General features: G+C 59.9%; 19 protein-coding genes and 1 riboswitch. Of the genes, 14 read left to right on the forward strand and 5 right to left on the reverse strand.

Features of this window, described 5'->3' with window-relative positions:
* Positions 1 to 327 precede the first annotated feature (327 nt).
* The 11 genes from codB (at position 328) to hemB (ending at position 9,887) form a co-directional block, all read left to right on the forward strand.
* Positions 328 to 1,572, forward strand: a complete 1,245-nt coding sequence (codB, locus tag G5533_RS19110; RefSeq protein ID WP_421309977.1) for a cytosine permease — start codon at positions 328 to 330, stop codon at positions 1,570 to 1,572.
* The gene (locus tag G5533_RS19115; RefSeq protein ID WP_106844567.1) at positions 1,566 to 2,831 is read left to right on the forward strand and encodes a cytosine deaminase; all 1,266 of its coding nucleotides are present in this window, start codon (positions 1,566 to 1,568) and stop codon (positions 2,829 to 2,831) included. The genes codB and G5533_RS19115 overlap by 7 nt, the downstream gene beginning before the upstream one ends.
* Before the next feature lie 95 nt (positions 2,832 to 2,926).
* The gene (crcB, locus tag G5533_RS19120) at positions 2,927 to 3,304 is read left to right on the forward strand and encodes a fluoride efflux transporter CrcB (RefSeq protein ID WP_005339378.1); all 378 of its coding nucleotides are present in this window, start codon (positions 2,927 to 2,929) and stop codon (positions 3,302 to 3,304) included.
* A 65-nt stretch (positions 3,305 to 3,369) separates the two neighbouring features.
* Entirely contained in the window at positions 3,370 to 4,122 is a 753-nt protein-coding gene (ubiE, locus tag G5533_RS19125) for a bifunctional demethylmenaquinone methyltransferase/2-methoxy-6-polyprenyl-1,4-benzoquinol methylase UbiE (protein WP_005342396.1), read from the forward strand.
* A gap of 8 nt (positions 4,123 to 4,130) precedes the next feature.
* Positions 4,131 to 4,739: a ubiquinone biosynthesis accessory factor UbiJ gene (locus tag G5533_RS19130; protein ID WP_227341667.1), complete on the forward strand. Its 609-nt coding sequence runs from the start codon at positions 4,131 to 4,133 to the stop codon at positions 4,737 to 4,739.
* On the forward strand, positions 4,739 to 6,379 hold the full coding sequence (gene ubiB, locus G5533_RS19135) for a ubiquinone biosynthesis regulatory protein kinase UbiB (protein WP_005339383.1): 1,641 nt from the start codon (positions 4,739 to 4,741) through the stop codon (positions 6,377 to 6,379). Before G5533_RS19130 ends, ubiB begins: the two co-directional genes overlap by 1 nt.
* Before the next feature lie 42 nt (positions 6,380 to 6,421).
* On the forward strand, positions 6,422 to 6,673 hold the full coding sequence (gene tatA / locus G5533_RS19140; RefSeq protein ID WP_005339385.1) for a Sec-independent protein translocase subunit TatA: 252 nt from the start codon (positions 6,422 to 6,424) through the stop codon (positions 6,671 to 6,673).
* 3 nt (positions 6,674 to 6,676) lie between these two features.
* On the forward strand, positions 6,677 to 7,141 hold the full coding sequence (tatB, locus tag G5533_RS19145; RefSeq protein WP_110304509.1) for a Sec-independent protein translocase protein TatB: 465 nt from the start codon (positions 6,677 to 6,679) through the stop codon (positions 7,139 to 7,141).
* Complete coding sequence (gene tatC, locus G5533_RS19150; protein ID WP_005342401.1) at positions 7,138 to 7,893, forward strand: twin-arginine translocase subunit TatC; 756 nt, start codon at positions 7,138 to 7,140, stop codon at positions 7,891 to 7,893. The genes tatB and tatC overlap by 4 nt, the downstream gene beginning before the upstream one ends.
* A 188-nt stretch (positions 7,894 to 8,081) precedes the next feature.
* The gene (locus G5533_RS19155; protein WP_227341666.1) at positions 8,082 to 8,867 is read left to right on the forward strand and encodes a TatD family hydrolase; all 786 of its coding nucleotides are present in this window, start codon (positions 8,082 to 8,084) and stop codon (positions 8,865 to 8,867) included.
* Between the two features lie 3 nt (positions 8,868 to 8,870).
* Positions 8,871 to 9,887: a porphobilinogen synthase gene (gene hemB / locus G5533_RS19160; RefSeq protein ID WP_279465538.1), complete on the forward strand. Its 1,017-nt coding sequence runs from the start codon at positions 8,871 to 8,873 to the stop codon at positions 9,885 to 9,887.
* A gap of 83 nt (positions 9,888 to 9,970) precedes the next feature.
* Here hemB and G5533_RS19165 read toward each other — a convergent pair whose 3' ends face one another.
* Together G5533_RS19165 and G5533_RS19170 are read right to left on the reverse strand one after the other, a co-directional pair.
* Positions 9,971 to 13,477 carry a hypothetical protein gene (locus G5533_RS19165; RefSeq protein ID WP_441255221.1) on the reverse strand — a complete coding sequence of 1,169 codons (3,507 nt, stop codon included), beginning with the start codon at positions 13,475 to 13,477 and terminating at the stop codon, positions 9,971 to 9,973.
* Between the two features lie 168 nt (positions 13,478 to 13,645).
* Complete coding sequence (locus G5533_RS19170; protein ID WP_441255222.1) at positions 13,646 to 15,835, reverse strand: immunoglobulin-like domain-containing protein; 2,190 nt, start codon at positions 15,833 to 15,835, stop codon at positions 13,646 to 13,648.
* Positions 15,836 to 15,885: 50 nt separating this feature from the next.
* Positions 15,886 to 15,971, reverse strand: a riboswitch (cyclic di-GMP riboswitch).
* Between the two features lie 437 nt (positions 15,972 to 16,408).
* Between G5533_RS19170 and prlC the strand changes: the two genes are divergently transcribed.
* Together prlC and G5533_RS19180 are read left to right on the forward strand one after the other, a co-directional pair.
* Entirely contained in the window at positions 16,409 to 18,451 is a 2,043-nt protein-coding gene (prlC, locus tag G5533_RS19175; RefSeq protein ID WP_441255223.1) for an oligopeptidase A, read from the forward strand.
* A gap of 207 nt (positions 18,452 to 18,658) precedes the next feature.
* Complete coding sequence (locus G5533_RS19180) at positions 18,659 to 21,205, forward strand: putative bifunctional diguanylate cyclase/phosphodiesterase (protein WP_441255224.1); 2,547 nt, start codon at positions 18,659 to 18,661, stop codon at positions 21,203 to 21,205.
* A gap of 6 nt (positions 21,206 to 21,211) precedes the next feature.
* Here the strand turns inward: G5533_RS19180 and G5533_RS19185 are convergent, their stop codons facing one another.
* Positions 21,212 to 21,952: a substrate-binding periplasmic protein gene (locus G5533_RS19185; protein WP_005342407.1), complete on the reverse strand. Its 741-nt coding sequence runs from the start codon at positions 21,950 to 21,952 to the stop codon at positions 21,212 to 21,214.
* A 69-nt stretch (positions 21,953 to 22,021) separates the two neighbouring features.
* Between G5533_RS19185 and G5533_RS19190 the strand changes: the two genes are divergently transcribed.
* Complete coding sequence (locus G5533_RS19190) at positions 22,022 to 22,768, forward strand: class I SAM-dependent methyltransferase (protein ID WP_421231681.1); 747 nt, start codon at positions 22,022 to 22,024, stop codon at positions 22,766 to 22,768.
* Positions 22,769 to 22,827: 59 nt separating this feature from the next.
* Here the strand turns inward: G5533_RS19190 and G5533_RS19195 are convergent, their stop codons facing one another.
* Positions 22,828 to 23,097, reverse strand: a complete 270-nt coding sequence (locus G5533_RS19195; protein WP_323913210.1) for a Rho-binding antiterminator — start codon at positions 23,095 to 23,097, stop codon at positions 22,828 to 22,830.
* 25 nt (positions 23,098 to 23,122) lie between these two features.
* Positions 23,123 to 24,100 (reverse strand): DUF4382 domain-containing protein, encoded by a 978-nt coding sequence (locus G5533_RS19200; protein ID WP_266135501.1) that lies wholly within the window; start codon positions 24,098 to 24,100, stop codon positions 23,123 to 23,125.
* Positions 24,101 to 24,252: the final 152 nt, after the last annotated feature.

The following is a 24,252-nucleotide window of genomic DNA, read 5'->3' on the forward strand; positions in this document are numbered from 1 at the left end:
CTGATATGGCTCAGTCGGTAGAGCGCATCCTTGGTAAGGATGAGGTCCCCAGTTCGATTCTGGGTATCAGCACCATTAAATAGAAAGCCTCCCTGAAAAGGGAGGCTTTTTTGCATCTGTCATTTTTGTGATATCCCCTTACATTCCCTATTCCCACAACCCCCTCTGCTTGCAGCCGACACTGTTTATCTGCTGATTTGAGTCCCGGTGTGTTACTCATTTGACTGTTATTGATGGTTTTATCCAGAGATTTAACCATGATTGATTGACGTAAAACGTTTTACATGTAAAATCCGGCGCGTTTTGCCTATTACGTGGAGAAAGAGCATGGCGCAGGATAACGAATACTGTTTGGGGGCGGTACCCGCCAAAGGGCGCAAAGGTGTGCTGTCGTTGATGCTGGTGATGCTCGGCCTGACCTTCTTCTCTGCCAGCATGTGGACCGGTGGTGCGCTGGGCGCTGGGCTGGTGTTCGATGACTTCATCAAGGCGGTACTGATCGGCAACTTGCTGCTGGGTATCTACACCGCTTGTCTCGGTTATATCGGTGCCTCAACCGGTCTCTCTACCCATCTGTTGGCGCGCTACTCGTTTGGGGTGAAAGGTTCCTGGCTGCCATCCCTGCTGCTGGGTGGCACTCAGGTCGGCTGGTTTGGCGTGGGCGTGGCGATGTTTGCCCTGCCGGTACAGAAGGCGACTGGGATCGATGTGAACTGGCTGATCGCCATTTCGGGCATGTTGATGACGGTGACCGTCTACTTCGGGATCTCCGCCCTGATGGTGCTGAGCTTTGTGGCCGTGCCGGCCATTGCGCTGCTCGGCGGTTACTCGGTCTGGCTGGCGGTGACCTCGACCGGTGGCATGGCGGCGCTGCAGCAGGTACAACCGACCAATCCTATCGAGTTCACCACGGCGCTGACCATGGTGGTCGGTTCCTTTATCAGTGCAGGAACTCTGACCGCCGACTTTGTCCGATTTGGTCGCAAACCCTGGGGCGCCGTCATGATTACCATGGTGGCGTTTTTTTTGGGCAACACGCTAATGTTCGTCTTCGGTGCTGCCGGTGCGGCGGTGACCGGGCAGGCCGATATATCGGAAGTGATGTTGATGCAGGGTTTACTGATCCCCGCCATTCTGGTGCTGGGTCTCAATATCTGGACCACCAACGACAACGCTCTCTACGCCTCCGGTCTCGGATTTGCCAACATTACCGGCCTCAAGAGCAAGCCGCTCAGCGTGATCAACGGCCTCATCGGTACCGCTTGCGCCCTCTGGCTTTACAACAACTTTGTCGGCTGGCTGGCCTTTTTGAGTACGGCAATTCCCCCGATTGGTGGCATTATCATCATGGATTTCCTGCTCAATCGTGAGCGTTACCGTAAGTTTGCCGATCAGCAGTTCGAGACGGTGCGCTGGCAGGCGCTGGTCGCCACGGCAGTCGGGGTGGCTGTCGGCAAGTGGCTGCCGGGCATAGTGCCACTCAACGCGGTATTGGGCGCCGCCTTCACCTATTTCATTCTGGTTCGCCTCACCCAGCGGCCGGTTCTGGTACAGGAAGCTAACAAATGCTGATTCAACATATTCGTTTGGCCGATCGGGAAGGGTTGTGGCAGATCCGTTGTCAGGATGGGGTCATCACAGCCATCGAACCCCATGACGAACATGCCGTCGCCGGTCGGGTGCTGGACGGGGAGGGCGGTCTGGCGATCGCTCCCTTTATCGAACCCCACATTCACCTCGATACCACCCAGACAGCGGGCGAGCCGAGCTGGAACCTCTCCGGCACCCTGTTCGAGGGGATCGAGCGCTGGGCCGAGCGCAAGGCGCTGCTGACCCATGAGGATGTGAAACAGCGCGCCATCCAGACGCTGAAGTGGCAGATCGCCAACGGCATCCAGTTTGTCCGTACTCACGTCGATGTCTCCGATCCCAATCTGGTCGCGCTCAAGGCGATGCTGGAGGTGCGGGAAGAGATGAAGGAGTGGGTGGAGCTGCAGATCGTCGCCTTCCCGCAGGAGGGGATCCTCTCCTACCCGAATGGCAAGGCACTGCTGGAGGAGGCGCTCAAGCTGGGTGCCGACGTGATTGGTGCGATCCCCCACTTCGAGTTTACCCGGGAATATGGGGTCGAAAGTCTGCACTACATCTTCGATCTTGCCGAGAAGTATCAGGTTTTGGTCGATGTGCACTGTGACGAGATCGATGACGAGCAGTCCCGTTTTATCGAGACGCTGGCGACCCTGGCCTACGAGCGGGGTATCGGTCATAGAGTCACCGCCAGTCACACCACCGCCATGCACTCCTACAACGGCGCTTATGCTTCCCGCCTGTTCCGGCTGCTGAAGATGGCGGACATCAACTTCGTGGCCAATCCGCTGGTGAACATTCACCTGCAGGGACGGTTCGATACCTATCCCAAACGCCGCGGCATTACCCGGGTGAAGGAGATGCTGGAGGCGAACATCAACGTCTGCTTCGGTCACGACGATGTGTTCGATCCCTGGTACCCCATGGGCACCGCCAACATGTTGCAGGTGTTGCACATGGGGCTGCATGTCTGCCAGATCATGGGCTACGAGCAGATCAACGACGGTCTGAAGCTGATCAGCAGCCACAGCGCCCGCACCCTGAACGTGCAGGATCGTTATGGCATAGAGGTGGGCAAACCGGCCAACCTGTTGATCCTGCCTGCCGACAACGGCTTCGATGCGGTGCGCCGTCAGGTGCCGGTGCGTTACTCGATCCGCCACGGCAAGGTGATTGCCCAGACCCGCCCGGCCCAGACCGAAATCGTGCTGGGTGAGCCAGAGCCCATCGATTTTCGCCGCTGAGATTTCAATCAGGCTGGATGTCGATTAGTTCCGCCTCTGGGCACAAGGGCCGCCATTGCGACATAATGGCGGTCTGACCCTGAGGGAGTGACACCATGCAAACCTGGTTCTATGTTGCTGCAGGGGGCGCCATCGGCGCCTGCCTTCGTTTTGGGATTGCCGAACTGATGGCCTTGCTGCTGGGGCGCCACTTTCCTTACGGGACTCTGGTGGTCAACGTGGTGGGCTCTTTCATCATGGGGGTGGCATTCGCCCTCATTAGTCATGGTCATGTGGTAGAACACCCGATGAAGCCGCTGCTGATGGTGGGGATCCTCGGTGCCCTGACTACTTTCTCTTCCTTTGCCCTCGATACGGTGGTGCTGGCTCAACATGGGGCCTATCTGAAAGCGCTGCTCAATATCGGTCTCAATCTCTTCCTCTGTCTGGCCATGGTGGTGCTGGGCATGCAGTTGGTTGCGAGCCGGGTTTAAGGTGTCCGGACGCCAGTGGCTCTGGTAAACTGGCGGCCATTCTTTGCTCTATGGGTGTTTAAGGGATGTCAGAACAAGCAACGACAACGCATTTTGGCTTTAAAACCGTGGCCGCGACCGAGAAGGAAACTCTGGTAGCAGGTGTCTTCCATTCGGTGGCAGCCAAGTATGATCTGATGAACGATCTGATGTCGTTCGGCATCCACCGCCTGTGGAAGCGCTTCACCATCGACTGTTCCGGTGTGCGCAAGGGCCAGAAGGTGCTGGATCTGGCCGGAGGTACCGGTGACTTGACCGCCAAGTTCTCCCGCATCGTCGGCGAGACTGGTCAGGTGGTGCTGGCGGATATCAACGATTCCATGCTGAAAGTGGGCCGCGACAAGCTGCGCAATCTGGGGGTCGCCAACAACGTCTCCTACGTGCAGGCCAATGCCGAGGCGCTCCCCTTCCCGGATAACCACTTCGATGTGATTACCATCGGTTTCGGCCTGCGCAACGTCACCGACAAGGACAAGGCGCTCGCCTCCATGTTCCGGGTGCTCAAGCCGGGTGGCCGTCTGCTGGTGCTGGAGTTCTCCAAGCCGGTCAGTGAAGTGATCGCCAAGCTCTATGATCTCTACTCCTTCAAATTGCTGCCGAAAATGGGCGAAATTGTCGCGAACGACAGTGAAAGCTACAAATATCTGGCAGAGTCCATCCGCATGCACCCGGATCAGCAGACTCTGGCTGGCATGATGGAAAATGTCGGTTTCGAGCAGGTGGAGTACTTCAATCTGACTCAGGGTGTGGTCGCCCTGCACCGCGGTTACAAGTTTTAAGGTTGCCTATGCCGATGGATGCCATGGTCACCGCGGTGATCGAAACCAGCCTCAACCAGTTGCTGGCGCTGGACAAACAGAGCCCGGAGCGGCTGCGCAAACTGGTGGGCAAGGTGCTCAAGCTGGAGCTGCGTGAACTCAAGCCGCTCTGGTTTGTCTTCTCCGAGCGTCGGCTGGATGTGCTGGCCCAGCATGAAGGGGAGGCCGATGCGGTGCTCAGTCTCTCCCTGACCGCCCTCGGTCTGCTGAAAGACCCTTCCGCCCTGACCCGCTATATCCGCGAGGAGAAGCTGGATCTGAGCGGTGATCCCCAGCTGGTACAGGCATTCAGCGTGCTGCTGGGCGAGCTGGATATCGACTGGGAAGAGGAGCTGTCGCGCTATACCGGCGATGTCGTTGCCCACACCCTGTTCAGCGGTGCCCGTCAGGCGCGTCGTCTTTTCGGCCGCGAGCTGTGCCGCACCCGCAGCCAGCTGGCGGAATATCTGACCGAAGAGGCCCGCCTCGCCCCCAGCCCGCTGGAAGTGGCGAGTTTCAACGATGACGTCGAGGTGCTGGCCCAGCAGCTCAAGGCCGTCGAACTGCGGCTGGCCCGCTTCGAACAGCAGGTGACCTGATGACCCCGAAGGAGTTCAAACGCCTCTATCGCATCATCACCATCCTGCTGGAGCAGGGCATCGACGAACTGGTGCCCGCCCGCTATCAACCCTGGCCGGGTCGTCTGGCCCGTCGCTCCCTGTTCTGGCTCAAGAACAAACAACCGGATCTCAGCCGCGGTGCCCGCATCCGCCTCGCTTTCGAGGCTCTCGGCCCCATCTTCATCAAGTTTGGCCAGATGCTCTCGACCCGCCGCGACCTGTTGCCGCCGGATATCGCCGAAGAGCTGGCCCTGCTGCAGGACAGGGTGCCCCCCTTCTGTGGTCAGGCGGCGCGCCAGCAGATCGAGCTGAGCCTGGGTTGTCCCATCGAAACCCTGTTTGACGACTTCGACGAGACGCCTCTGGCGTCGGCCTCCATCGCGCAGGTGCATACCGCCCGCCTGAAGGAGAGTGGCCGCGAGATCGTCATCAAGGTGATCCGTCCCGACATCGAGCCGGTCATCGAGGCTGACCTGCGGTTGATGCAGGCGCTGGCCCGTCTGGTGGCCCGCTTCGTGCCCCAGAGCGCGCGACTGCGCCCCATCGAGGTGGTGGAGGAGTATCGCAAGACCATCCTCGACGAGCTGAATCTGATGCGTGAAGCGGCCAATGCCATCCAGCTACGCCGCAATTTCACCGGCTCCGAGGCGCTCTATGTGCCTGAAATCATTACCGACCTCTGCCGCGAGCAGGTGCTGGTGATGGAGCGCATCTACGGTATTCCGGTCTCCGATATACCGGCGCTGGAAGCCAACGGCACTAATATGAAGCTGCTGGCCGAGCGCGGGGTCGAGGTCTTCTTCACCCAGGTGTTCCGCGACAGCTTCTTCCACGCCGACATGCACCCGGGCAACATCTTCGTCTCTTACGAACATCCGGAAAACCCGCTCTGGATCGGCATCGACTGCGGCATCGTCGGTACCCTCAATCGGGAAGATAAACGCTATCTGGCGGAGAACTTCCTCGCCTTCTTCAACCGTGACTATCGTCGGGTGGCGGAGCTGCATGTGGAGTCGGGCTGGGTACCGGCAGACACCAAGGTGGATGAGTTCGAGTTCGCCATCCGCACCGTGCTGGAGCCCATCTTCGAGAAGCCGCTCTCCGAAATTTCGTTCGGTCACGTGCTGCTCAACCTGTTCAACACCGCGCGCCGCTTCCATATGACGGTGCAGCCGCAGCTGGTGCTACTGCAAAAGACCCTGCTCTATGTGGAAGGGTTGGGGCGTCAGCTCTACCCGCAACTCGATTTGTGGCAGACCGCCAAGCCGTTCCTCGAAAACTGGATGCACGAACAGGTCGGGCCCAAGTCGGTATTGAACGCTATCAAGGAGAAGGCGCCATTCTGGGCGGAGAAGCTGCCGGAGCTGCCGGAGCTGGTCTATGAGACCCTGCGTCAGACCCGTCATCAGCAGCGTCATTTCGACCAGATGTTTGCCGAGTTCCGCCGTCACAGCCGTCGGCAGGGGCAGGCCCGCTACCTCTTAGGGGTTGGAGCCAGCCTGCTATTGGCGGGTGTATTCTTGCTGACCCAAAAACAACACATTGAGTGGGGACAAGCCAGTCTCGCCGGTGCAGCCCTCTGCTGGCTGGTCGGCTGGTTGCGAACCCGTTCCCATTAATCAACAACCGCGCCGTCAGGCGCCTGTTCTGGAGAGAAAATCATGGGTGGTATCAGTATTTGGCAATTGTTGATCATTGCAGTCATCGTCGTGCTGCTGTTCGGTACCAAGAAACTGCGCGGCATTGGCGGTGATCTGGGCGCGGCGGTCAAAGGGTTCAAGAAAGCCCTCTCCGACGAGCCGGCTGATGCCAAGGCCGAGCAGAAAGATGCCGAGTTTCCCCCGAAACAGCTGAACGAAGCGGCCACTCAGAGCAGTGAGACCGCCAAGCAGAAAGACAAAGACCAGGCCTAAGCCATGTTCGATATCGGTTTTTGGGAGCTGGTCGTTATCGGTGTGGTAGCACTGGTGGTACTGGGGCCCGAGCGGCTGCCGGTTGCCATCCGCACGGCTACCCACTGGATCCGCCTCATTCGTTCGACCGCGAACTCGGTCAAGTCCGAGCTGGAGCAGGAGCTCAAGTTGCAAGAGCTGCATAACGACCTCAAGAAGGCCGAACAGTTGCAGATGAGCAACCTGAGCCCCGAGCTGCAGGAGTCCATCGAACAGCTCAAAGCGGCGGCCCAGTCGGTCAATCGCCCCTATCAGGTGGAGAACGAGATCCGTCCGCCGCGCCCCGAGCCGGTCGCCCAGGCTGAGCCTGCCACGCCGGTTGAGCCTGCGGTGCAGCTGAGCCACGACGTGCCGCCGGTCAACAGCCAGCGGGAGAGCGAGCTGGTGCCGGTCAGCGACTCCGCAGTAAAAGGGGAGGTGAAGTCATGAGTCAGGCCGAACAACCCCTGATCAGCCATCTGGTTGAGCTGAGAACCCGCTTGCTGCGCTCCATTACCGCCATCCTCGTGGTGTTTCTGGCGCTGATCTACTTCTCCAACAATATCTACGACTTCGTGGCCCAGCCGCTGCTCAGCCAGCTGCCGGAAGGGACCAGCATGATCGCGACGGATGTGGCGACCCCCTTCCTGACGCCGATCAAGCTGACCCTGGTGGTCTCCTTCTTCGTGGCGATCCCCTATCTGCTCTATCAGGCCTGGGCCTTTATCGCCCCCGGTCTGTACCAGCATGAGCGGCGGCTGATCATGCCGCTGGTGGTCTCCAGTGCCCTGCTGTTCTATGCGGGTATGGCGTTCGCCTACTACGTGGTGTTCCCGCTGGTGTTCGGTTTTTTCACCAGTACCGCACCCGCCGGGGTGACGGTGGCGACCGACATCGCCAGCTATCTGGACTTCGTACTGACCCTGTTCTTCGCATTCGGGGTGGCGTTCGAAATTCCGGTGGCCACCATACTGCTCTGCTGGACCGGCGTGACCACACCGCAAAACCTGAAGGAGAAACGTCCCTACGTCGTTGTCGGGGTGTTTGTGGTCGGCATGCTGCTGACGCCGCCTGATGTCTTCTCCCAGACCCTGCTCGCCATCCCGATGTGGGCGCTGTGGGAGATTGGTCTGTTCTTCGCCCGCTTCTACGTGAAGAAAGAGGATGAAGAGCAACAGGAACAACCGGATGTGGAGAGCTGAGGCTCTGTTCGTCACCTGTTTGCCGGACGGCGAGAGGATGACGACGTCCGCAGGAATAGCAGAACGAGGGGAGCTGAGGCTCCCTTCCTCTTTTCATGCTCCCGTTCGAGGCGTATGGTAAGACCCCATTCGGTAGATGGTTTTCAAATACCTGATATGTATTCCTTTTGTTCGGAACGTCTCATCCCATGATCGATATCGGTTTAAACCTGACCAGCAGCCAGTTCGCCGGCGAGCAGGCTGAGCTGGTGGCCCGTGCCCGTGCCGCCGGGGTGGAAGCGCTTATCCTCACCGGTACCGATCTGGCTGGCAGCCGCGAGAGCGCCGAGTTGGCCGCCCGCTGGCCGGGCTACTGCTTCTCCACCGCCGGGGTACACCCTCACGATGCCAAGAGTGTCGATGAGGCGACCCTGCCCGCCTTGCGCGAGCTGGCAGCCTTGCCGCAGGTGGTGGCTATTGGCGAGTGCGGTCTCGACTACAACCGCGACTTCTCCCCCCGCCCGGTGCAGGATGCGGTATTCGACGCCCAGCTGGCACTGGCTGCTGAGCTCCGGATGCCGGTGTTTCTCCACTGCCGCGATGCCCACGCCCGTTTTATCGAGATCCTCCGTCCCTGGCTGCCGAAACTGCCGGGAGCCGTGCTGCACTGCTTCACCGGTTCCGACGAGGAGCTGGACGAGTGTCTGGCGCTGGGGCTGCATATCGGGGTGACCGGCTGGCTCTGCGATGAGCGCCGTGGTCAGCTGCTGCGCGAACAGGTAGCGCGTATTCCGGCCGGTCGGCTGATGATCGAGACCGATGCCCCCTATCTGGTGCCGCGAGATCTGAAACCGCGCCCGAAACGCAACGAACCCGCTTTTTTGCCGCACATCGCCCAGGTGGTGGCGGCCTGTCGTGGTGAAGCGCCCGAGGCCTTGCTGGCCCATACCCGGGCCACCTCCGCCGCGTTCTTCCAACTTCCTCTCCAGGAGTGATTCATGGCTACAACTCTTCCGGGCGCCTTTCCGTGCCGCCGCCTGCGCCGTCTGCGCAAACATGATTTCAGCCGTCGTCTGGTGCGCGAGAACGTACTGACCGTCAACGATCTCATCTATCCGGTGTTCGTGCTGGAGGGGGAGAACCGCCGGGAAGCCGTTCCCTCCATGCCGGGGGTGGAGCGTCTCTCCATCGATCTGCTGCTGGAGGAAGCCGCCGAGCTGGTGGAGCTGGGCGTGCCTGCCATCGCCCTGTTCCCGGTCACTCCGCTGGAGAGCAAGAGCCTGATGGCGGAAGAGGCCTACAACCCGAACGGGCTGGCCCAGCGCACCGTGCGCGCCCTCAAGGCTCGCTTCCCGGAGCTCGGGGTGATCACCGACGTGGCGCTCGATCCGTTCACCACCCACGGTCAGGACGGCATCATCGATGACGAAGGCTATGTGCTGAACGACATCACCACCGAGATCCTGATCAAGCAGGCGCTCTCCCACGCCGAAGCCGGGGTCGATATAGTCGCGCCGTCCGACATGATGGATGGCCGCATCGGCGCCATCCGCGCTGCGCTGGAAGAGAATGGCTTCATCAACACCCAGATCATGGCCTACTCCGCCAAGTACGCTTCCTGCTACTACGGCCCATTCCGCGATGCGGTTGGCTCTGCCGGCAACCTCGGCAAGAGCAACAAGGCCACCTATCAGATGGATCCGGCCAACAGTAACGAAGCCCTGCACGAAGTGGCGCTGGATATTCAGGAAGGGGCCGACAGCGTGATGGTCAAGCCGGGCATGCCCTATCTGGACGTGGTTCGTCAGGTGAAGGATCAGTTCGGCGTGCCGACTTTCGCCTATCAGGTCAGCGGCGAGTACGCCATGCACATGGCGGCGATCCAGAACGGCTGGCTGAAAGAGAAGGAGACCATCATGGAGTCTCTACTCTGCTTCAAGCGGGCCGGGGCCGATGGCATCCTCACCTACTTCGCCAAGCGCGTGGCGCAGTGGCTGAAGGAAGATGCCCGTTAAGCCGGGTTGAAGAGATAAACGAGAGGGGGAGCCGATGGCTCCCCCTCTGTCGTTATGGCTCTCTTTTGGTCACGAGCGGATGATTACAGCTTGATCCAGGCATCGCTCCAGTGGCTGCCGGTACCCGGTGCATAGTGGCCGGTCGAGCCGCCACACCAGCCGCTGTAGGGCCAGGGTTTGCACTCGTAGTCGCCACCGGCATTGCTGACCCGTTCGCCACTCTGATAAGCGGTGCCCGCAACATAGGTCGGGTAGCTGCCGTTACCACCGTCACTGTCACCACCCGGTGCCTGTTCCACCAATGCCAGGGTGAAGCGGCGCTCGAAGCCCTGTTTGCTCCCCTCAGCCATGCCCGCCAGCAACAGCTCGTAACTGCCGGCCGCAAGGCCCGACTGCGTCAGCTGCAGGGAACCCTGATCATCGATCAGAGCGCTGCCGGTAGCGACCGGATTGCCATCCTGCAACAGGGTCGCGGTGACGGTCACCGGGTTGGTGGTGGTCAGTGTCAGGCTGAAGTCGAGCGCGCCGTTGACGATGAAGTATTCGGCCGCCAGATCGGTGACGGTGAAGTCACTGCTGCTACCGGTCGTGGGCAGGATGAAGTCCCCGCTCAGGTAGGTGAGACCGGTCCAGCCGGAGCTGGTCAGCCAGTGCTTGCCATTGGTCTGATAGACGCTGGGCAACTGGGTGCACTGTTTGTTGTCATTGACGAAGCCGATACCGTAAAAGCCCGCCACATTCTTGTAGCAGAGCTGGCGACCATTCTGGTGCAGCACTGGCTGATCCAGCTTGCCCTTGTGGTGGAGTGACAGCCAGTCAAACTGGTTGATGGCCGAGACCAGCGGCACAAACTGGCCATCGGGCTGTCGATAACGGATCAGGGATCCGGCATCACAGAGCAGACCATCAGCCTGCTGTTCGACGTAGCCGTAGTACTGCTCGCCATCTTGGAAGGTGAACCGGCAGAGATTGCCTTTCTCCGACTCCTTGGGGATCCAGCCCATCAGCAGTCGCTCCTGATTGTTCAGGGCCGCCAGCTGCCCGGCACTGAAGTCGCTGCCGTTGGCTACCCAGCCTTGCGGCATGGTGGAGAATTGCATGAAGTAGTGGTCGGTATAGTACATGTGGCTGTCAGCGCGGTGCTTGCGAGCCCCCTGGCTGACCGAGTTGTAGCGATAGATGTCGTTTTCCGGCTTGTGGAAACCGTTGAGATCATCGTCCACATAGGGCAGGTCGCCCTTGCGGATATGGTAGTTGGCCATGCCCGTCATCAGGGGATGCCAGCCGTGGCTGCCACGGGCAAACGCGCTCTCATGGCTGTAGGACTTCCCATCGAAGCCGTGGCCAAATTCGTGGGCAATGATGCCCCAGCCGCCGTAGTAGTGGCTCACAAAGTTAAAGGTATCGACCCCGGTGATGCCACCACTCCCCAGCCCGCCCCCCATGGCGGTGATCCCCAGGTTGAGGTAGGGGCGCTTCATCAGGCTGTGGTAGTAGTAGTCATAATCGGCGGCCGTAAAGATGCCGTTTGGCACATAGCTGTTGCCGCCATTGCCGAACATCTCGTAGCCGTTTACCGCCTTGAAGTTGTACCAGACGTGTTTGAACTCCTCGGTCGAGACCATGTAGGCCAGGTTGGTGGCGATGATTAGCCATTCGCGGGCGTAGAGGGCATTGATGGGGCGCCAGGAGCCGCTGGTGTTGGTGGCGAAGCGCACGTTCCAGCTTGGCTTGAGGCGTGCCAGCTTCTGGGCAAACGGATCCGAGTTGGAGCTGAACCTGTGCTCGAACTGGGCAGGCAGATTGATGCTGTTGTCGAGCAGGTTGTTGAGATCAAACACGCCATCGCGGCTGGCGCTGTTGAAGCGTCCCTGCTCGCCAAAGGCGCTCAGTGGCAGGGTGATTTGGGCATAGGCGGGCAGGCGATCGAGCTGGCCCAGGATCAGCCACTTGTTGATACCGTTCAGGCGTGACTCGATATTGATGTCATACAGCTCTCTGGCGGCATAGTTGGTGATGCGCACCGTGTCGTTATCAAGCAGCTCGGTCTTGACCAGAGAATTGATGTTGACCGAACGCTGGGCGCGATCGATCAGTACCTCGTAGGGTTCGTCATTGCGCAGTATGTAGCTGACTGCGGTCGGCATCAGCTGATCGAAGATCAGCGGGCGAGCCGGCAACTGCTCGTCGGCCGTGAAGCTGATCTCCTTGCTCAGCAGCTGGTTGAAACCCAGGCCGCGTTCGTTGGCGGTGACAAGCGCCGAGCCCGCCAGCTGGAGATCTTTCAGCGCCGCCACGGGCTGCTGGTTGATCTCCCGGACAGTAAAGGTCGGGTTCTTGAACTGAAAGTCGTTGGCGATCAGGGTATCGGCATCATGCCATTCGATGCGGTCCTTGAAGTTCACCACCAGCCGATCGCCATCCATGTCGATTTTTTGCAGATTGCTGTCGGCGATCACCTGCTCAGGCGCCAGCGGGATGTTGCTGGCGATGGCATCAGCCAGTTTGCGCAAGTCATAGATGTAGTAGTTTTTGCCGGCTGTATGGGCCAGGAGATAGTCACCCACCTGATGGAGTTGCACCAGACGGTGGCTGTATTTTCCTTCAAAGGCGAGCCGACCGGCGATGGGGGTCTGGAGGCTGTTCTCCGGCGTCACATCCTGCTGGCGGTAGACCTTGATCTCGCTCAGCGCATCGGCCACCAGCACGTAATCCTGATTGGCAAAGACGGCCTGGGCGCGGTGCAGGCTGTTGCTGCCGGAATCCCGACCGGTTCCCAGGGTGGTGACATGGCGATGTTCATCGGCCAGATCGAAGATATCGACCCGGTGCGAGTAGCGCGAGACCACGTAGAGCTGGTTGTTGCGGACAAACAGTTCACTGACCTGGTTGTAGGCCGTGGCACTGCCGGTTGCGGTGCCGCGGATCTCGCCAATCTGCTGGCGGCTCGGGATATCGATAATGGCCACATGGCCCGGATTGCCGTTCTGGCTGACATAGAGCCGATCCTGATAGCGCTCGACCGCCGTGATCAGGCTGGCGTCCAGCCCCAGCTGGTCGGCCGTCAGCTCCTCGCCTTTGTCCAGATATTGCAGCGAGGTGGCAAATGAGTTGACGCTGCAGGAGCTGGTCTCCATCACCACCCGGGTGCGTTCGCCATTCTGGATCTGGCCGTGGGGGAAGTACTCCAGCAGACAGCCGTTGCCGTAGTCATAGTTGCCAAAGCGCTTGTTGACCGCTACGACCCCACCGTCGTACCAGGTCAGCTCCCACTCCTCATCGAAGAAATCAAAGACGTTACGAATGGCTGTTTCGTCGAAAAAGTGGGGTTTGGGCAGATCGAACAGGATGTGGTTATCCGCTGTCAGCGGGTAGAGCAGGCCGTTGATGGCAAGGTGGCGCTTGCCATCCTTGATGATCACGTTCTGCTCGTCAGCCGCACTCTGATGCAGCGCGGCGAGACGCGCCGTCATCTGCTCGTAGTGCTCCTGATAGGTTTGTTTGAAATAGGCTTGTTCGCGCTCATCGGCCACGACATGGGCCGACAGCAGCAGTCCGAGCAGGGCGGCAAGCTTGGTGGTTCTTGGCATGGTGATTTCCTTATCTTGGTTGTTGTTGGACGTTTTTTGGTGCTTGGCAAGCATGTAAAAGAGAGGGGCTAACCCGTCCGGGTCAGTGCATCCTGCCCATCGGCAGCGTGGCCGACGGGCAGGATATGGGCGGGGGCCTGTCGGCCTCCGTTAGTGGTTGGGGCAAGGTCAGAGTTTGATCCAGGCATCGCTCCAGGCAGAGCCGGTACCCGGTGCATAGTGGCTGGTCGAGCCGCCACACCAGCCGCTGTAGGGCCAGGGTTTGCACTCGTAGTTGCCACCGGCATTACTTACCCGATCACCGGCCTGATAGCCGGTGTTGGGGGCGTAGGCCGGGTAGTCACCCTCGCCACCGCTGCTGCTCTCTTCGGTCAGCGCAACCGGGAAGCGCTGCACCACCGGCTGCTGGCCGTCAGCCAGACCGGTGATGACTACTTCGTAACTGCCATCGGTGACATTGCTGCCCTGCAAAACCAGCGAGCTGGTGCCGTTAACCAGACTGGTGGTGTTGCCATAGCTGCGGCCGTTCTGTTCCAGCGTGGCAGAGATCTGCACCGGGTTGGCGGTGGTCAGGTTGAAACGGATGCTGACCTGACCGTTGACAATGGTGTAGTCGGAGCCCATGGCGCTGACGGTGAAGTCGCTGCTGCCTTCGGCGGGGGGCGTTGTGCCGCCGCAGTCGCTGTCGCCCTGTACGCGCCAGACGCCCCAGTCACCCGTGGTGCCCGGCTCTTCGTTCTGGGTCCACCAGCCAGCCAGCCAGTTCTTGCCGTTGTGGCTGACGATGTCGCCGCCCACGTAGACCTTCTTGGCATCCCAGCTGTTTTCACAGACGGCGCCCTGCTCCCTGACGGTCACGTTGCGCTGCTGGGTTACCTGCTGACCGGCGCTGTCGCTCACCTGATAGGTGAGGGTGTAGCGGCCGACCTTGCTGCTGTCGACGCTGCCGCTGACCTTGATTTGGGTGGTCAGGTCGCCATCTTCTTCATCATGGGCGCTGACGCCAGCCATCGGATCGAAGGGGGTACCCAGTTCCAGCGTGGTGTCGGTGACACCGCTGAATACCGGCTTCATGCTGTAGACCTCGATGGTTCGTACCTGTTCGGTGACGTTGTTGTCGCGATCGCTCACCTTGTAGGTGAGGGGGTAGAGGCCGATGCGCTGGCTATCTACCGAACCTTCCACCTGGATCTGGCCAGTCAGGTCGCCATCTTCCTTGTCGTTGGCGCTGACACCGGCCAGCGGATCAAAGGCGGTGCCCTGCTTGATGCGGGTATCACTCAGGCCGCTGAAGACCGGCTTGCCGTTGTCGTCCGGGGGCGTGATCTCCTGATCGTGTATGAATGGGCCGTAGCTCTTGATGAAGGATTCGTTGTAGGACTGACCGGCGGCGTTGCGGCCCATGTCCCAGTTGATGGACCAGGTCATCACGCCGCGCAGCGGTTGCCCCTCGCTCTTGAGGCGGTTGAAGGCGTTGTAGAGCTTCTGCGGATCCTGCACATAGCCGGTGGCGGCGGCGTCGATGTTGGTCGGAATGCCGAACACCAGCTTGTCATGGGGGATCTTGTAGAAGCCGCGGGTACCGTTGCTCAGCGAATCCGCCATGTAGTAGATGAACTCTTCTTTCAGGGCATCGTTGTTCTGGGCAATCCAGCCGATGCCATCGATGTAGATACCGTCGCCACCCTGGTTGTAGAACTGGGGGTTGATCCAGTCGTAGTAGCCTTCCAGATTGCGGATATAGGGGATGTAGGCGCCAGTCTGGGTCAGATAGGGGAACTCCGGCGCCATGGTGATGAGGAAGTTTTTCCCCTGGGCGCGGTAGTGATCCTTGACCAGACGCAGGGCTGCCGGGATCACGGTCTGGTTGTCGGCGGCGGTGATGGCGGCCTGTTCCAGGTCGATATCCAGCCCGTCGAAGCCGTAGGTCTCCACCAGACGGATGATCTCGTCGGCAAAGGCCTGCTCCTGACCCTTGCGCAGCTCGATGTGTGCATCGGCACCGCCCAGCGCCAGCAGCACGGCTCGGCCCTGACGGTTCAGCTCGGCGATCTGCTCGATAAACTGGCTTTCGCTCATGCCGATGGCCGGGTCGAGTTTGAAGGTGGGGATGGGATCGCTGCCATAGACCTTCATGAAGGAGACATCGACCACGTTGTATTGCGGGTTGACCTGATCGAGCTTGACGCAGGGGGCGATACCGCCCTTGTAGCCCGAGCCGTCACACCAGTTGTGCCAGTAGCCGACCACTACGCCGGACTGGGGGTTAACCATCGCCTGACCGGCACTGGCGGCATATGCCATGGGGGTGCCCATGCCGAGCAGGCAGCCAAGCAGGGATAATTTGAGTTTGTTCATCGTCTCTCCGTACGGTGCAAATGGGGCGTCGGTTGTGACCGGACGTCCCCGGGGGCAGCCCCGCTGTCATAGGTGTTTTCCCTTAGACCGGTGGCTTTGCGTCGCGCCCTTTCGGGTCACTTTGCCTTTTTCACCCGATTTCTGTGCAGCACAGAGAATCAAGTGACCTGCATGGCAGGTTACCTATGATAGATGCTTGAAAATAAATTAATCAATAGTTGGTTTTGATTCTAATTGACTGAAAAATATTGATAATTTGTTACAGTTACCACATCTTGTCCGTTTCCATGATTGAGCATGACGGCACTTGGCTGGCAGCTGTGGCGCCGGTAAATGGCGGCTTTTTGCCCCTTGAAAGTAGCGATAAGAGCCAAAAAAGGCCCACAGATTCATCCTGTTACTGGCTGTTGATGGCAAAACTGCAGCAACGGCAGAGATCCGGGTCGCAATGGCTGGAAAAGTACAGGGTTGCGGCGGATTCCCGCTTGATTATTGCGTGGCTTGGCCACATGTTAGAAAGCCATACAGAGTTGCTAAAGCGGTCTGTTCAAGACCAAACAAGAGGTAACCGGGATGAATAACCCTTTGCTGACAATGGATTCACTGCCCCCTTTCAGCCAGATCAAGCCGGAGCAGGTTCAGCCTGCCGTGATTCAGGCGATTGCTGACTGCAAGCAGAAGATCAGCGATGTGCTGGCCCAGCGTGATCCCCATACCTGGGATAGCCTGATTGCCCCGCTGGAAGAGGTAAATGACCGCCTGTCACGGATCTGGTCACCGGTCAGCCACCTCAACTCCGTACTCAACAGCGAAGCGCTGCGCGAGGCCCATGACGCCTGCCTGCCGCTGCTCTCCGAATTCCAGACCTATGTCGGTCAACATGAAGGGCTCTATCAGGCCTATCTGGCCCTCTCCCAGAGCGATGATTTCCCGCTGCTCAGCGGCGCCCAGCGCAAGGAGATCCAGAATACCCTGCGTGACTTCCGCCTCTCCGGCATCGGTCTGCCTGCCGAGGCGCAGCAGCGCTACGGCGAAATTCAGGCCCGCCTCTCCGAGCTGGCCTCCCGTTTCAGCAACAACGTGCTGGATGCGACCCAGGGCTGGCACAAGCTGGTGGCTGATGAAGCCGAACTGGCTGGTCTGCCCGAGAGCGTGCGTGCCGCTGCCCGTCAGATGGCTGAACTTAAAGGCAAAGAGGGGTGGCTGTTCACGCTGGATATCCCTTCCTACCTGCCGGTGATGATGTACGCGGACAACCGCGAACTGCGCGCCGAGATGTATGAGGCCTTCACCACCCGCGCCTCCGATCAGGGCCCCAATGCGGGCAAGTGGGACAACTCCGCCATCATGAGCGAGCTGCTCACCCTGCGCCGCGAACTGGCCCAACTGCTGGGCTTTGCCAACTATGCCGAGCTCTCCCTGGCCACCAAGATGGCGGACAAGACCGAACAGGTGGTGAGCTTCCTCACCGATCTGGCGGCCAAATCCCTGCCGCAAGGCAAGGCCGAGCTGGAGGAGATCCGCGCCTTCGCCGCCGAGCAGCATGGTCAGAGCGAGCTGGCCGCCTGGGATCTCGCCTACTACGCCGAGAAGCTCAAACAGCACAAGTTCTCCATCTCCGATGAGCAGCTGCGCCCCTATTTCCCTGCCAACAAGGTGGTGAAAGGGTTGTTCGAAGTGGTCAAGCGGGTGTTCGGCATGAAGGTTCGCGAGCGCCTCGGCATCGACACCTGGCACCCTGACGTGCGCTTCTACGACATCTTCGATGCCGACGACGAGCTGCGCGGTAGCTTCTATCTCGACCTCTATGCCCGCGAGCACAAGCAGGGCGGGGCCTGGATGGATGTTTGTTTGGGTCGTCGCTACCGTCAGGATGGCTCGCTGCAAAAGCCGGTGGCCTACCTGACCTGCAACTTCAACGGTCCGGTGGATGGCAAACCTGCGCTGTTCACCCACAACGAAGTAGTTACCCTGTTCCACGAGTTCGGCCACGGCATTCACCACATGCTGACCCGGGTCGATGTGGCCGGCGTGGCCGGCATCAACGGCGTGGCCTGGGATGCGGTAGAGCTGCCGAGCCAGTTCCTCGAGAACTGGTGCTGGGAGTCCGAAGCACTGGCCTTTATCTCCGGCCACTACGAGACCGGCGAACCGCTGCCAGCCGATCTGCTGGAGAAGATGCTGACCGCCCGCAACTTCCAGGCTGCGATGCAGATGTTGCGCCAGCTGGAGTTCGCCCTGTTTGACTTCCGTCTGCACCAGGAGTTTGACCCGGCCAGAGCGGATCAGCTCCCGGGGCTGCTGGACGAGGTGCGCAGCCAGGTGGCGGTGATGACACCACCGGTCTTTAACCGCTTCCAGCACAGCTTCTCCCACATCTTCGCGGGCGGCTATGCGGCGGGCTACTACAGCTACAAGTGGGCCGAGGTGCTCTCTGCCGATGCCTTTTCCCGCTTCGAGGAGGAGGGCATCTTCAACCCGGCCACCGGACAATCTTTCCTGAAGAATATTCTGGAGAAGGGGGGCTCGAAGGAGCCTATGGAGCTGTTCCGAGCCTTCCGTGGTCGTGAGCCCAAGGTGGATGCACTGCTGCGACACAGCGGGATCGCTGCCTGAGATTCCTGACCCGCCGCCTGTGTGAGCTTCAAGCAGGTACACTGTTTTGCGGCATAGTGGGATCGAGTCGTGATTTCTGCGACAAAAAGGGACCTTTTGGTCCCTTTTTTCAAGGCTTTTTAATATCTTGCTGATTGCATATTTGCACTGCCCACGGCTCTTCAGTAGAGTCGTGTTCTAACCTTCAAGGAGAGAAAGCCACTTGCCATGAGGCGAGCACTCGATTCCGTCTATCAAATCATCTCCAGTCTGGCTCATTCGAGCGGCCAGGGATATTTCGATACCTTTGTGAGTGAAATCGCCGCTGCTGTGATGGCTGATGTCGTCCTGATCGCCAGCAGGGAATCAAATGCTACCCACCTGACGGTTCAGACCGCCTATCCCTCCTCCCTTGACACCGATGCCCTGACGCTGCCACTGACTGACTCTCCCGATGCCATTACCTGGCAGGAGGGGGAAGCCTGGTTCAGCGATCGTCTGCTTCAGCTCTTTGCCAACGTTCCCCTTGCAGAGGAGTGGCAACCTCAGGCCTATGCCGGGATTGTCCTCAGGAATGCAGATGGCGAGACCATAGGTATCTGCGCCCTGCTTTATCGTCAGCCGCAGGCCAATATGAGCAAGGTGATGGGGTTACTCCGGTTGCTGGCTCCGTTGGCGGGTCGTGAGCTGGCGCTGATGCTGCAACGACAGCTGCCCCCCCCTCTGCCTGAACCGTCCCATGCATTGCAGAGCATGCTGTTCCAGGCTCCGGTGGGGATCGGTAAGCTGGATCTGGCTGGCCGTATCCTCTGGGCCAACCCGGCCATCGAGCAGATGCTTGGCTATCCCCTCGACGAGTTGCTGCAGCGATCCATCTCCGACATCAACCATCCCGAGGATTGGCAGGGCAGCCTCGTTTGCTACGAAGAGATCCGCCGTGGCGAGCGCAGCAGTTTCACCCGGGAGAAGCGCTACTTCTGCAAGGGGGGGCAGATCCTGTGGGGGCGGGTAACCGTCACCCTGATCCGTGACAAGCAGCAGCAGCCGGACTACCTGATGGTGCTGCTGGAGAATATCGATCCTCTCAAGCGCCATGCGGAGCAGCTCAAGCTCTCCCACCGGGTCTATGACAATCTCTCCGAGGCGATCCTGGTCTGTGATGCCGATAGCCGCATCATCTCGGTCAATCCGGCCTTCGAGCAGATCACCGGCTACAGCAGTGACGAGGTGCGAGGCCAGCGCCCCAGCCTGCTCAAGTCGGGGCTGCACGATCAGACCTTCTATGCCGACATGTACCACGCGCTGGAGCGGGTGGGGGTATGGCGTGGTGAGGTGTGGAACAAGCGCAAGAATGGCAAGCTCTATCCACAGCAGTTGATGATTAGCACCCTGCGGGAAGGGGGCAGGATCAGCCAGTACATCGCCATCTTCAGCGACCTCTCCCAAACCAAACTGGCCGAGCAGAAGATCGCCGCACAGGCCAACTATGACAACCTCACCAGCCTGCCCAACCGCTGGCTGTTCAGTCGCTGTCTCAGCCGCTTCTGCGAGCGGGGCGAGCGCTTCGCCCTGATGGTGCTCGACCTCAACAACTTCAAGGCGGTCAACAACAGCATGGATCACCATGCCGGTGACGCCCTGTTGCGGGAGGTGTCGGACCGGCTGGTGAGCCGGGTGCGCACCGAGGACCTGGTGGCTCGCATCGGTGGTGACGAGTTCGCCTTTCTGGTGCCAGGCATCGTCACCCGTCGTCAGGCCGAGGTGTTTGCCAAGCAGGTTATCGGTAGCTTTACCCGTCCCTTTATGCTGGCCAACCAGCATCTCTATGTTACGGCAACCGTGGGGATGACCCTCTGCCCCGTCGATGGTAGCGAGAGTGACGAGCTGCTGCGAAACGCCGAACAAGCGTTGTTTGCCGCCAAGCGGCAGGGGCGGTTGATCGGTACCTACTGCTCCTCAATGCGGGAAGAGGTGCGTCAGCGCCACCAGATGCAACAGGATCTGGCGGAGGCGATCAAGCTGGAGCAGTTAACCATGGCCTACCAGCCGATCTGGGACAACCGCAGCGGTCGGGTCGCCAAGCTTGAGGCGCTGGTGCGCTGGTATCACCCCCAGTGGGGACAGGTATCGCCAGCCGAGTTTATCCCGCTGGCGGAAGAGGCGGGGTTGATTCAGGGGCTGGGTGCGCTGGTGTTGTGGCAATCATGCCGGGATCTGGCTCGGTTGCAGCAGTCCGGCTTCCCTGATCTGCAGATGTCGATTAACCGCTCCACCATGGAGTTCCAGACTATCGACCCTGAGGCGAGCGAGTGGCTCAAGGTGATCCAGCACTTCGGGCTCGATCCTGCCGACATCGTCATCGAAATCACCGAATCTCTGCTGATGGAGAGCAGTGATCAGCACCGGGTGCGGATCGATGCCCTGCGCGAGGCGGGTTGCAAGCTGGCTATCGATGATTTCGGTACCGGCTACTCTGCCCTCAACTATCTGCGCTCTTTCCCAGTGGATCTGGTCAAGATCGACCGCTCTTTTGTGCGCCATATCCCCTTCAACGAGCAGGATCGGATGCTGCTGGACGGCATCATCAACATAGTGCACAACCTCGGTATGCAGGTGGTGATTGAGGGGGTAGAGACCCGCGAGCAGCTCAATTTCCTCTGCCAGAAGGGATGTGCCTTCACCCAGGGTTATCTGCTCAGCCGCCCGCTGGCCTATGACGATCTCACCGAATATCTGCAGCTCAATGACAAGGGGATGTTTCTGCAGATCAGTTAGGTGTGCTTACTCCTTCGATGTCATCTGTTCCTGCTTTGCTTGCAGTGTCCGGTAATCCTCGCCGAGATAGCGCAGGTAGATGCGATCCAGGACTCCCTCGTCCAGCATCTGTTGCAATGCCTTGTTGTAGGCAGGCAACAGGTCTGCTTTCTGCTTGCCAAAACAGAGGTAGAGCGGTGTCGAGTCGATAAAGGGGGTGAGGGGGCGGATCTTTACGTCCTGCTCCCTGGAGAGGATGGGGGCCGAGAAGTAGTCGAGGATGATGAGGTCAACCCGGCTCTTCTCTAGCAACAGCAGCAACTGCTTGTCTGAATGGGCCTTGATGGGGTCCCATCCGGTGAAGTTCCTGATCTTGTCGGTATAGTCATAGCCCCTGACCATCCCTACTTTCAGCCCCTTGGCCATCTCCCACGAGAAGGTCTGTAACGGACTGTCGGTACGCACATAGGCGGCCAGCGGGTAGAAGGCTGTGGCAAGGTCAGAGTGGTAGCAGCCGGGCAGGGGGGCATTGTCGAGAATGCCATCCGCCAGCTGGGTGCTGACATACTGTTCGCAGCGTCCCCAGGGCAGTTCGAGCAGGGTGAGGGTCATATCGAGGCGTCTGGTTGCTTCCTGATGGATCTCCACTGATATCCCTTCCATCAGTTTGCCTTGTTCGGCGTAGGAGAAGGGAGGCCAGTCTACACCGCATACCTTGAGACTGGTGCTGCTCTGGGCGGCAAGCAACAGGGCTATCAGCAGCTGCATGGGATTCTCCGGGATATGAGGGGGTTGTGGTACACTCGCTTCACTGAACTTAGAACGCATCCAGAGACCATGCAAATCCTCCTCGAAGACCCCGCCAAGGCCGCGCAGGCAGACGCGCTGGCCAGCCAGCTTGGCCAAATCGACCTTCCCCTGTTTGCTCTGGTGTTTACTCCGGAGCGGCTGGAGTTGCGCAAGCTGGATGAACCCAAGCTGGGTGCCGTCTATGTGGATTTCGTGGCGGGGACGGTGGCGCATCGCCGCAAATTTGGTGGAGGTCGTGGCCAGTCCATCGCCAAGGCAGTGGGGCTCAAGGCCGGTGCCACACCGACCGTGGTGGATGCCACTGCCGGTCTGGGGCGCGATGCCTTCGTGCTCGCGTCCCTCGGTTGCAAGGTGACCCTGATCGAGCGCAGCCCTGTGGTGGCAGCTCTGTTGCAGGACGGGCTGGCACGGGCGGCGCAAGATCCCGAGATTGGCCCCTGGGTGCGCGAGCGGATGCAACTGCTGCACGGGCCTGCCGTGGACAATCTGCTGGCGCTGCCGGAGCGGCCCGAGGTGATCTACCTCGACCCCATGTTCCCTCACAAGCAGAAGTCGGCGTTGGTGAAAAAAGAGATGCGGGTATTCCAGTCGCTGGTGGGACCGGATCTTGATGCCGATGCCCTGCTGCCGGCGGCGCTGAAGATGGCACAAAAGCGGGTAGTGGTGAAGCGACCGGACTATGCTGGCTGGCTCAATGAGCACAAACCCAGCATGGCTATCGAGACCAAGAGCAACCGCTTTGACGTCTATGTGATGGCGGCGCTGGCGGGATAACGCCGCACGCGAGGGGTAAAAGAAGAGGGCCAACCCGATGGGGTTGGCCCTCTTGCCATCTATTGGCCGTCGGCTGGGGCCGGCGGGGTAAAGCGGATCAGTTTTTCCTCCCCCTGCCAGCTGAGCACCATGGTGACCAGCTCCGCCAGACTGAGCCGTTCGCCACTGTGCAGCAGCAGGTACTCGATCCCTTCTCTGGCCTCGATGGTGCGGATCTTGTCCGCCCACTGGCGGCCATCCCGGTCGGTGAGGGTGACTGGCAACTGCCAGCTGGCGGCGATCTCCAGCCAGTCGTAGAGATCGCAACTGATGGGTTGGTAGGTGTTCATGTGCGGGTTGCCCTCTTGTCGCCGGTTACTGGAAATTGATGATGGTGGCGGGCGCCACCACCGCCTGGGCTTTCTGCACCTGTTCCAGTTGCAGCGGGTCGCCAGCCAGCGCCGGATCGTCCTCGTGGCCATTGCAGACCAGCGCCAGATCGTAGCTACCGAGATTAACAAATCCCAACTCGTAACCAAAGCCGCCACCGCTTTGCGGCAACACGGGCGCGCTGGCATAGAAACCGTTGTCGCTGTCCGCCATGTCGGGGTAGTTATCGTCACTTCTGGGTTGGTAGAAGTAGACGAAAGCCTTGTCGGTCAGCAGGCCGCCACACAAGCCAGCTGCTACCGTGCCCCTGACGATGGTGACCTGGGTGTTATTCACCAGCCGCACCCCTCTGGGCTTGAGCTTGTAGTACTGCTCGTGGCCGGGCAGCACCATGGCCTGGCGCAGGTCGAACTCGGTGGTGAAGGCGCTGAGGCCGTTTGCTGCGATGGTGAAGGCATCCAGCTTGAGCTCGCTGCTTGGCACTTCCAGCGGCTTGATCCCCCCATCATCCCGTTTGACGTAGGAGTAGGGGGTGCCATTCAGAAATTGGTTGCTGACCTCCCGTCCATCCAGTATCCGCAACCTCATCTGGCTGTAGTCACCGGGCATCACGCTCTGACCGGACAGCAGGGGGCGACTGGCGGATCCTTGATAACTCAGCAGGTCGATGTAGGTGAACTGCGGCCGGTCTGCACTGTCGAGCGGTATCGTCTCGCCGCTCGGGGTGCAGCCATCGTCCTGGGCCGAGGTGAGAAAACTGGCGGTGGTCCAGATCTGTTCGTTGCCGGCGACGGGGTGGATGCTGATGTTGGCGACGGCGATGCAGACCTTGCTGACCGCATCCACCGGGGCGTCGGAGAAGGCCAGCGAGAGCTGGGCTGGTTGTGGTTGGCTATTGCTGTCGCCACCACCGCCGCAGGCGGTGAGCAGGGTGGTCAGTCCGATCAGAGTCAAGGATTTCATGGCGTCCATTCCGGTTGGTTATGAAGACACCCCAACTCTAGTCGAACGTTGGTCATGAAGGGGAGGCTGGGCCCAGACGCAAGGGCGGGATCTGCCCGTCAGCCCAATAACATCAAGGTGCAGGCCTGAGTAGCACCAGTGTTGGCAGCGAA

This window comes from Aeromonas sp. A600620, from assembly GCF_029479985.1.
Classification (GTDB): Bacteria; Pseudomonadota; Gammaproteobacteria; order Enterobacterales; family Aeromonadaceae; genus Aeromonas; species Aeromonas veronii_A.